Origin of the sequence: Dietzia sp. B44, from assembly GCF_014145245.1 — a bacterium.
GTDB lineage: Bacteria > Actinomycetota > Actinomycetes > Mycobacteriales > Mycobacteriaceae > Dietzia > Dietzia natronolimnaea.
This window is the reverse complement of sequence record NZ_JAALEF010000511.1, coordinates 48770-58108: the sequence shown is the minus strand read 5'-3', so window position 1 is coordinate 58108 and position 9339 is coordinate 48770. Positions and strand designations below refer to the sequence as shown.

Genomic DNA, 9339 nt, shown 5'->3' with positions numbered 1-9339 from the left:
AGATCCACGATCGGTGCTGCCACGGCTTGATCGCATCGGCGGCCAGCCAGCGCCCGATCGTCGCCGTGGCCACCGGGCGCACCAGCCCGGTGGCCACGGCGTGGGCTCTCAGCTCGGCGGCCGACCATCTGGTCAGCGGCAGACCGTGGTCAGCCGGACGCGTACACGCCAACGCTTTGACCTGGGCGACCTCGACGGGGGTGAACACGCGCGGCCGTCCCGAGCGGGGCCGGTCTTTGAGCCCCTCGAGGCGCTCGGCGCAGAAGCGATGACGCCACTGGCGCACGGTGTCGTCACACACCCCGATGTCGCGGGCGATCACAGCGTTCGCGTCACCGTCTGCGGCGGCCAGGACGATCCGGGCGCGCAGTACGTCACGGTGCGCACAGCGGGCAGCGTTCGCGCGGCGGGTCAGCTCGTCGCGTTCCTTGTCGGTGAGGATGACGATGTCGGCGCTGGTGGGAGGCATGTTCATTTCTGGCCCAGCCGGAGGCGACCGCCAAGCCGCCACGCCGGAACAAGCCGGAAGTCGAGGGCGAGAACGGGCGGCGGCGATGATGGAGATCATGGCCAAGATTCCCGAGTCGACCCAGACCTCACTGCGACAGAAACTCCTGGCGCGCGCGTCCGAACGGTGGCCCCAGATCCAGGAACTGCACACCCGCTACCGGGCCGGGTTTGCCTACGTCGATGCCACCTTGACCGACGGCGACGAAGTCAAGCTCTGCCGACTGCGCTACGCCGGATCAGCCAGCAACTGGGGCTTTGCGATCTACCGCGCCAGCCACAACGACTACCAACAAGCCGCCCTGCCAAACGGATGGCCCTCAGGCACTCCCGAAGAAGCCCTCGACACCGCCTGCGGCCTCTACCTCGGCGACCCCACCGCCTGGATCACCGACCCCCGACGAACTAACGGAGATGCCCACTAGTAGGACTGTTCAGTGCATCGCGCAGTGCATCGCGCAGTGCCTGCGAGGGGCTTATAGATCCCCGGGCAGCTTGTCCCGCCGGATGTCCCGCCACGATGACTGCCGGAGCACGCCATCCTCGGTGAACCCCTGGTGGCGGACCTCCACCACGAGCTTGGGCAACACCCAGATCGCGTCGCGGCGGGCGTCGCTGGGCAGGTTCTCGAGAAACGGACTCGAGCGGCGGCGCAGCGGTTCGAGCTCCTCGAGCAGAGCTTTGCCCTGCCGATCGGTGAAGCCCGTGCCAACGCGGCCGATGTAGGTGAGCCCGGTCTGCGCGGGCAGCCCGAGCAGCAGCGAGCCCAGTGAGCCGGAGCGCCCGCCCTTTCCCGGTCGCCAGCCGCCGACTACGGCCTCGGTGGTGGTGAGCAGCTTCTCCTTGAGCCACGTCTTGGCCCGCCGGCCCGACTGGTAGTGCGAGTCCCGGCGCTTGGCCACGATGCCCTCCCAGCCGAACTCCTCGGCCTCGGCCAGTGCGCGGTCGCCGGGGCCGTCGAGAACCCCCGGCACGTGCACCCGCTCGACCTCCTCAAGTGCCGGCGTCAACAGGTCCAGCACCTCGCGACGCCGATCCCACCGCTCCCGGCGCAGGTCCACACCGTCGAGCCCGAGCACGTCAAAGACGAACAGGTGCACCGGGCCGATCGACGAGTCGTCTCCTTCCGCGGCGGCCTGCTTGGCCAAAGCGGAGAACTCGGGCACGCCGTCCGGGCCCGGCACCACCAGTTCGGCGTCGAGCACCGCCGGCTTCCCGATCGCCTGCGCCAGCCCGGGGAAGCCGTCGGCCAGCCAGTCCATCGGGTTGCCGTTGCGGCTCATTAACCGGCTCTGCCGGCCATCGGTCGCCACGGTCACGCGGTAGCCGTCCCACTTGCCCTCAAAGGCCCACTTGTCCCCGGGCAGGGATGTCACCGACCCCGAGGTGGGGATCATCGGCAGTGGGGGAGCATCGGGGAGGTCGGCCATGTCCGAGTCGCGGATCGCCTTATCGTCTGAGCCGCGGGCAGGAGACTTGTCCGAACCGCGGGAAGTCGACTTATCTGAGCCGCGCGGAGGCGACGTGTCCGAGGCGCCGGAACGATCCTCATCCGAGGGGTAGGACGACTTCGGGTTGTCCCGTCCACCGTAGAAGGAGTCCGGGGACTGGTCCTTCATGTACTGCACGATCCACTGGTTCTTCTCAGCGCTCGTGCGCACCAGCACGTACCGGCCGGAGACCTGCTCGCCGTTGAGCCACACGATGATCTCGTCCTCGCGCCACTTCTCACACTCGTAGGTGCCCTGGTCCCAGATGGTCATGGTCCCGGCGCCGTATTCGCCCTTGGGGATGGTGCCCTCGAAGGTTTCGTAGCCCAGCGGGTGGTCCTCGGTGTTCACGGCCAGCCGCCGGTCCTTGGGCTCGGTCGGCAGGTTCTTGGGCACGGCCCACGAGGCCAGCACGCCGTGGTGTTCGAGCCGCAGGTCAAAGTGCAGACGGCGGGCGTGGTGCTCCTGGATCACGAAGATCGGGCCGTCGCCGTCGGAGCGATCGGTGTCGACCTCGCCGTCGAACGGCTCCGGGGTCTTGCGGCGGTCGCGCTTGCGGCGGTACTCGTCGAGGCTTGTCACTACCGCGTCGGCGTCGGTGGGGCCGGCGTCGCAGCCCTCCTCCGCCGCGGCGCGGGTCGAGTCGTTGCCGCCTGAATCGGAAGCGCCTGAATCGGCACCGCGGGAATCGGCGCTGTCGGATCCGGAACCGCCGCGCTCGGGGTCCCCGTCATCCGATGACGACGACGAGCTCTTCCTGCTGCCCCCCGACTTCTTCTCCCGCGATGCCGACGACTTCTTCGCGGCACCCTTCGTGGACGCGCCGCCCTTCTTCTCGGGTCCCTCCAGCCCTTCGAGCAGGTCGCCCTCGGATTCCAGTCGCTTGAGCATCTCGTCCCAGTGCAGGTGCTTGAGCCCGCCGTCGCCGAGTTCCTCCCACGAGCGCGGGGCCGCGACCCACGGCTCTGCGCGGCCGCGCAGTGAGTAGGGCGCCACGGTGGTCTTGGCGCCGCTGTTCTGGCTCCAGTCCACGAACACCTTGCCGTCGCGTATCGAGCGCTTCATGGTGGCGGTAACCAGGTCCGGGGTCTGCTTGGCCAGCGACTGGGCGATCTGCTTGGCCACCGCGGAGGCGCCCTTGGAGGAGACGGCCTTGTCCAGGCGGGCGTAGAGGTGGATGCCCTTGGATCCGCTGGTCACGGCAAAGGCGTCCAATCCGGCCTCGGAGAGGAGATTTCGGACGCGCAGTGCGACCTTCGCCGTCGTATCCAGGTCCACGTCCTCACCGGGGTCAAGGTCAATGACGATCCGCCGCGTCCGCCCGGGCTCGCCGTCGGACAGTGTCCACTGCGGCACGTGCAGCTCGAGCGCGGCCTGCTGGGCGAACCACGCCAGCGTGGCGGGGGAGTCGAGCACCGGGTAGGTGACCGTGCGGGAGGAGTGCTCGATCGCCACCCGCGACACCCAGTCGGGCGCGTGGGAGGGCAGGTTCTTCTCGAAGAACGACTTGTCCTCGGTTCCGTCGGGCCAGCGCTTGCGCGTCACGGGACGCTGGCCGGCGTACGTCATGAGGTGAGGCGCCACGGCCAGGTAGTACTCCAAAACATCGGCCTTGGTGGTGCCGGTGGCCTCGTAGAGCACCTTGTCGGGGTGGGTGAACCGCACGGTCCGCCCGTCGACCTCGACCGACTCCTTGCCGCCCTTGCTCGCCATGGGTCCACTCTGGCACTTGCGTCGGACAGTGGCGACCGGCTGACCCGCGGTTTCAGGTCGCGCTACCCCGCAGCCGAGGGAAGCCCCATCCGAGAGTGGGAGTCGCACTCTTCATTGCAACTAGAGTGCAAATCAGTTGGATTGATTCGGCGATCTAGGGAAAAATGCCTGCTCGGAACGGGTACTGAGTCGGATGGTCAGTTGCCCTTGATTGCAAAGCGAATTCTCAGAGACTGGTCAGTAGCTCCATCTGTCCAATTGCTCGCGTTGATCAGATCGCCTTCCTGTAGTCCCTAAGGCGAGGACGCCGAGTCCCTGTCGCGGGCCAGTGGATTGGTCTCGCCCCACTGGCGCGGTCGGATATCGTGGAGTGTGAGCACGGCACCATGGGTGTCGGGCGAGTCGCAAGGCCAGGTGCACCTGGGGCAGACCGGGACCCTGGTCTTGCGCATGTCTAGAGTCGGCCAGCTGTAGGGATCTACTGCGGGCAAGCATTGCTCCAGACCCGCAATCCCTCGTTGCGGGCGAGTGCCCCTATGGTGCATCTGCTCTCAATTGTCGGAAACCAGTCGCAGTCGCGGGCCCAGTCGGGGATCGTCCGGAAACGTGTTCCATGGCGATGTTTCGATGATGACCGGCAGTTCGCTTTCAGCAAGTCTGTCGCTGAACAATGCAAGGGTCTCACCACGTTGTGTAGCTGCGGGAGCGACGAGCCCATGAAAGCCCTGTTGATGAGCGGCCGCCGCCACCTCTTGGCACGCTGTGTAGGCGTGGCGATCCTCTGTCCCAGACTGCATTTGTCTGAGAGCTAATCCGACTTCGGCCCTTGCGCTGGCACTTCGGAGGTCTAGAACGTCGCCAACATCGACCTTGGCAGTCACCATCGCGCGCGGCGCGAGGTGATGGCGGATGTCCGGATCGTCAACCACGGGGTCAACCAGATGCCTGTAGGCCTCGACGATCACCGAATCCGTCGGTCTCCCTAGGTATAGAACTGGGAACCCCCGGTCGCGACCCCACCGCGAGTATGAGGTCCGGCCTTCCATGGCCCGATCACTAAAGCGAGCGGGCAGATGGCGGTGCCATTCCCCGGCGATCCTCACGGGTGACTGACCGGCGAGCCGATTGGCAAGAGAGTCCATGTCGACTCACATACCCCCCGCGATCCGAGTGACCTCTTGGAGAACGGCATCGATCTGTCCGTCCTCGAGCAAGTCGATTGGTCGACGCAGGTCCAAGTTTCGGTTTCGCGAGTTCAACCATATTTTTATCCCCTCACGTGTATAAGTCTCGCCCAGCAGCCGCACGATGAGCTGGACGTCGAGGAGTCGCTGTGCCCGGACCCCCGTCGGCTTACTGGTGCCCGCCACCCATGTCTGCACGGTGCGCTCTGCTGCACCAACCACTTTGCCGAGTTCGGTGCGGCTGATGCCGGAGTCGGCCACCTCTTCGAGAATTCGGAGGTACGTCAGCGACCCTCCAGCTTCGCCGGCGCGGCCCGCCGTGCGCCCACTAGTCCCTGCCAATTTCTGTCCTCCAGCTCGCGTCGACTTTTTTCCCCGGTGTCCCTTGTGGTCTGTCATTTTAGACTGCCTCGCCCTCGGAGACGCGTGCTTTCTGCGGTCAGTTTGCATCTTTTTCTGCGGTCTTGACTGCAGTCGATGCTACTCTCGGAACGAAAGAAAGGACGCGGGACATGCCTGCTTCGGTGCGCAAGCCATCCGATCGATCGCAGCTGACCATCCGAGTCGGAGCAACGGACGACACGTTCGTGCGAAGGGTCTACGGGTTGACCCCAGGGCGAGCGGCGGCGATGCACCGACCGGCCCGGCTCGTGGTGGACGCGCATGTGCCCACAAAACCGGGAGGGCAACTGCTCGCTAGGACCGCGCGAGAAGCCGGAGTCCCCTTCCTTGTCGATCCGGAGACGTACTTTCTTCAAGACCGTCAGGATCCGAGCGCCCCTTGGTGCGCGGTTCCGTTCGCGGATGCAAAAGAGTACTCGCCGGCAGATCTCATGAGCGTCGCCGTTCGCGCCGAGTTGGTTGAGTCCGTAGTCAACTACCAGATCCTTCATGGCGCTACGGCGATCATTGCGCCGTACGTTCACGTCGAGAGGCCAGCACCCGGCTGGGTTCAGGTACAGGCGGGCCTATGGCGACAGACCGCCGAGTATCTTCAACGCGCCGGAGTAAATCTGCCAGTAATTGCTGTCATCGCTGTCGGGTGGCGCTGTCTCAATCCGTCGCGAGGCATCCCCGCGCTGAGAGATATGTGGGACTCGCTTACGGCACTCGCGCCGGACGAGGTGGCCCTAGCTGCGTCGAAAGTTCATGTCGGGCCGAACGCCCCGGATCGCGTCGCCGAGTTGCTGATGCTAGTTCGAGACCTTTCAGCTCGGTACCCGGTCACTATGTGGCAGCAAGGTCTACTCGGTGAGGTCTGTGTTATTGAAGGCGCGATTGGCTACGAATGTGGAATTGGTCGGCGAGACAAGTGCGATCTGCAGAGCCGTAAGAGTCAGCATCGATCCATCCGCAGTGGACCGGCCGCCCCGAGACATGTGTACATCAGCGACCTCGGTAGAGGCGTGCCGAAACGTCGCTTGGAACTGGCCCGGGCCAACCGAACCGTGTGGCCTCTGCTTGTATGCCCGTTTCCCGACTGCTGCAGCGCAGGCGGTGAGGATTTGCTCGGAGATGCTCGACAACACGAGGTTGTTGCCCGAGCGCGAGAGCTTGAACAGCTCGATAGCACTCACGCCACACAGTGGAAGTGGAACCGGCTTGCCCAGCGGCTTGGCGATGGGCTGATCATTGCGGAAAGGCTTAACCGCCTCGCCCCCGTCTCGCCCGGAGTACCGCAAGTCGACTTAGTGAGCCTCCGGTCCCTGCACAGTGTCGCAAACGTTCGACGCGTCCGCCGGACGAAAGCTCGACGAACCGCGTAGTGCTTCCGAATTCACCTGCCGGTACATCACCTCGTGAAGTCGATGACCAGCCGTCCGCGCGTTCCGCCGGCTTCGAGCCGCTCGTGGGCCCGCCCCGCGTCTGCGGGCGAATAGCTGTCCGCCACACGGAGGGTGACCACGCCGTCTTCCGCCAGCTGCCGCAGCTCGTCGAGCTTGCCCTGCTCCTCGGCCATGTCCGCCACGCTCACGGCATGGACCTTCAGGTCCCGGCTGCCGTCGCCCTGGTACCACCGCACGGTCGCGACGCCTCCACCGGTCTTGACCGCGGGGAGTACGGCGGCGTCCTGCACGGCTCCGTCGAAGAGTCCGTCGACCCCGTCGGGGTAGAGCTCGAGAATGCGGTCGGCGACGCCGTCTCCTCGCCTGACTATTCTGTCGGCGCCGAGCGACCGGACAAGCTCTTCGTCCGCCTCGGACGCATCGGCAACAACGGTGAGGCCGGCGTGCTTGGCCAGCTGCACGACGTAGCCACCGGTCGATCCAGCCGCTCCGGTGACCGCCAGAGTCTGTCCGGGCTCGAGATCAAGGAGGTCGAGAGCGCGCCGAGCGGTGAGGCCGTTCATAGGAAGCGTGGACGCAGCGACGTCGTCGGTATCGCGGGGTGAGGCGGCGATCGACTGCGCAGGCAGGACAATGTCCTCGCGATATGCACCGTGCTCGTCGCGGGGCACCACGATCCCCATCACCCGGTCGCCGACCGACAGGGAGGTCGTCGCGTCCTCGCCGATCTCGACGAGGGTGCCCGCGATGTCCATGCCCGGGACATCTGCAGCTCCGCGCGGAGTTCCGGTCTTCGACCGAGAACCGTTGCGCGTGTAGGTGTCGGTGGGGTTGATTGTTGCGGCCGTGACTCGCACGCGAACCTCGCTCGGCCCGAGCTCCTGGGCCGGGACGTCAACGACCTGCAGAGCGTCCGGGCCCCCGTAGGTCGTCACTCCGACGGCGCGGACGGGGCCAGCTGAGACGCTCATTGTTTCTCTTTCCCGCAGAACCGGCGAAAAACGGGGCGGTTCCGCTTGATTGTTGACACGAGTGACTACGTGTCCGCATGGTAACCGCGCACCCGTTCAGACCGCCGCGGCCAAGCCCCCGAGCCCCGCCCCGGCAGCATCAGCGCGCCAGCGGTCACCACCACCAGAGCACCCCGGCGGACCGCCGCCAGCAGATCGGGCCAGAGCGCTCAGCCCCTCCGCCGGAACTGCTGGGCGGCGCGGAGGGCCGCGTCGACGTCCAGACCTCGCCCGCCCAGGAGCGCCTGCGCCGTGTCGGCGCTGAGGTCGGGGCATTCTGCGAGCATCCGGTCGAGGTCCCGCGGGTCGGGGTCTGCCGCGGCCGGGCGGCCCCCGACGGACATCGTGAGTTGGTCGAAGATCTGCCTGAGTACGAGTCGGTCGTCGAGGAGCGGCAGGTTCAGGGAGGTGAAGCCGTCGTCGGCGCTGTAGTCGGCGCGCGTCCACGTGCCGCAGTCGTATCCGTAGATGAATCCGATCCACATGCCGTGGGTATCGATGCGCTCGAGGTAGTCGCCGATCGCCTCCGCCCACCACGGGGGACAGCCGGCCAGGAGGTCGGTCTCGGGCTCCCCGAAGTACTCCGCGGCGGCGCGGAAGTACGTGGTGGAGTACTCGTGGTCGTGGCCGAGGAGCACTGCCCGCTCGTCACTGACAAAGCGGATATCGGCCCAGTTGCCGCCGCCGTCGTCGTAGTGCCAGGTGGAGCCGTCCGAGTAGGCGGACTCCGCCCAGCGCGGCCCGTACGCGGCGAGCACCGCGGCCAGTGCGGACCACCGTGGGGCCATCGTGTCGGGGCGCGGAAGCTCGATTTCTCTCACGAGACGATTCTGGACGACGGAAGACCATTGTGGAGCCGTCATATCGGAAACCGGCGTCGACCTCGAACGGCGCAGTCCGGACCTATCGCGCCGCCTCGTCCGGTGGTGTGGTGTGCGCCACACCGCTGCTACCATCGGCCGGGCAGGCGCGAACGGCGCCACGTCACGACACGTACCCGCCCGAAAGGACGTCCACCATGGGTTCAGATGCACTCGGCTCGCTCGGCTCCCTCGCTATCGGATCGCTCGCGGCCCCCATCCTGGGATCGCTCGGCCTCGGCTCGCTGCTCCAGGGGGCCAGCAGTGGCAACGGCAGCGGCGCCGACTCGCTGACCGGAATGCTGCCCACCGACCTCCTCGGCGGCATCTCCTGACAAGTCGGTCTCTCCTGACCAGCTGAAAGGCCGGGCAGACCTCGGACCCAAGACCCCGGACCGCACCCGCGGCCCGGGGTCTTTCTGCGTTCCCACCGCGGTCCGGCCCACTGCGACTCAGATCACCCCGGCCACGCTCCCGACGCCTCGCACGAGGAGCGCGAGGGCGCCGGCCGTCACCACCACCACGGCGACCCTGCGTCCCGCCGTCGCGGTGACCCGCTTCGCCACGAGTCCGCCGAGGAGGAGGCCGACCGGCACCATCGCCACGACGAGCCCGATCACCGGCAGCGGCGGTAGTCCGGAGATCGGCGCGGCGCCCAGGCCGACCTTGGTGATGACCGAGGTCAATCCCATGGTGAAGAAGATGGGTTGCAGGGTCGCCGCGAAGGACCGTTGGTTCCAGTTGGTGGCCTGTGCGTAGACCAGCATCGCGGGCGCGGCCACGCCCAC

General features: G+C 66.7%; 9 protein-coding genes and 1 pseudogene. 2 read left to right on the top strand and 8 right to left on the bottom strand.

From position 1 onward, the window contains the following. Positions 1-469 (bottom strand): helix-turn-helix domain-containing protein (locus tag G6017_RS15615; protein WP_182609254.1); only part of this gene is annotated, 469 nt, incomplete at its 3' end. Between the two features lie 85 nt (positions 470-554). Between G6017_RS15615 and G6017_RS15610 the strand changes: the two genes are divergently transcribed. Next, the gene (locus G6017_RS15610) at positions 555-932 is read left to right on the top strand and encodes a hypothetical protein (protein WP_241731598.1); all 378 of its coding nucleotides are present in this window, start codon (positions 555-557) and stop codon (positions 930-932) included. A gap of 51 nt (positions 933-983) precedes the next feature. On the opposite strand, the gene G6017_RS15605 is transcribed toward G6017_RS15610, so the two are convergent. From G6017_RS15605 to G6017_RS15585, 6 genes are all read right to left on the bottom strand, one after another. Then, a complete protein-coding gene (locus G6017_RS15605; RefSeq protein WP_182618160.1) occupies positions 984-3710 on the bottom strand; it encodes an ATP-dependent DNA ligase in 2727 nt (908 codons plus the stop codon). A gap of 551 nt (positions 3711-4261) precedes the next feature. Continuing rightward, positions 4262-4852 carry an RES family NAD+ phosphorylase gene (locus G6017_RS15600; RefSeq protein WP_182618158.1) on the bottom strand — a complete coding sequence of 197 codons (591 nt, stop codon included), beginning with the start codon at positions 4850-4852 and terminating at the stop codon, positions 4262-4264. 6 nt (positions 4853-4858) lie between these two features. Further along, on the bottom strand, positions 4859-5155 hold the full coding sequence (locus G6017_RS15595; RefSeq protein WP_182618156.1) for an antitoxin Xre/MbcA/ParS toxin-binding domain-containing protein: 297 nt from the start codon (positions 5153-5155) through the stop codon (positions 4859-4861). 983 nt (positions 5156-6138) lie between these two features. Then, complete coding sequence (locus G6017_RS16400) at positions 6139-6471, bottom strand: hypothetical protein (protein ID WP_182641699.1); 333 nt, start codon at positions 6469-6471, stop codon at positions 6139-6141. Positions 6472-6686: 215 nt separating this feature from the next. Further along, the gene (locus G6017_RS15590; protein WP_182618154.1) at positions 6687-7652 is read right to left on the bottom strand and encodes an NADP-dependent oxidoreductase; all 966 of its coding nucleotides are present in this window, start codon (positions 7650-7652) and stop codon (positions 6687-6689) included. Between the two features lie 209 nt (positions 7653-7861). After that, positions 7862-8512, bottom strand: coding sequence for a hypothetical protein (locus G6017_RS15585; protein ID WP_308161422.1), 651 nt, complete (start codon positions 8510-8512; stop codon positions 7862-7864). A 197-nt stretch (positions 8513-8709) separates the two neighbouring features. Between G6017_RS15585 and G6017_RS15580 the strand changes: the two genes are divergently transcribed. After that, positions 8710-8886: a hypothetical protein gene (locus tag G6017_RS15580; RefSeq protein ID WP_182618152.1), complete on the top strand. Its 177-nt coding sequence runs from the start codon at positions 8710-8712 to the stop codon at positions 8884-8886. Between the two features lie 117 nt (positions 8887-9003). On the opposite strand, the pseudogene G6017_RS17125 reads toward G6017_RS15580, so the two are convergent. Continuing rightward, a pseudogene (locus G6017_RS17125) lies at positions 9004-9339 on the bottom strand (sulfite exporter TauE/SafE family protein); the annotation flags it as partial.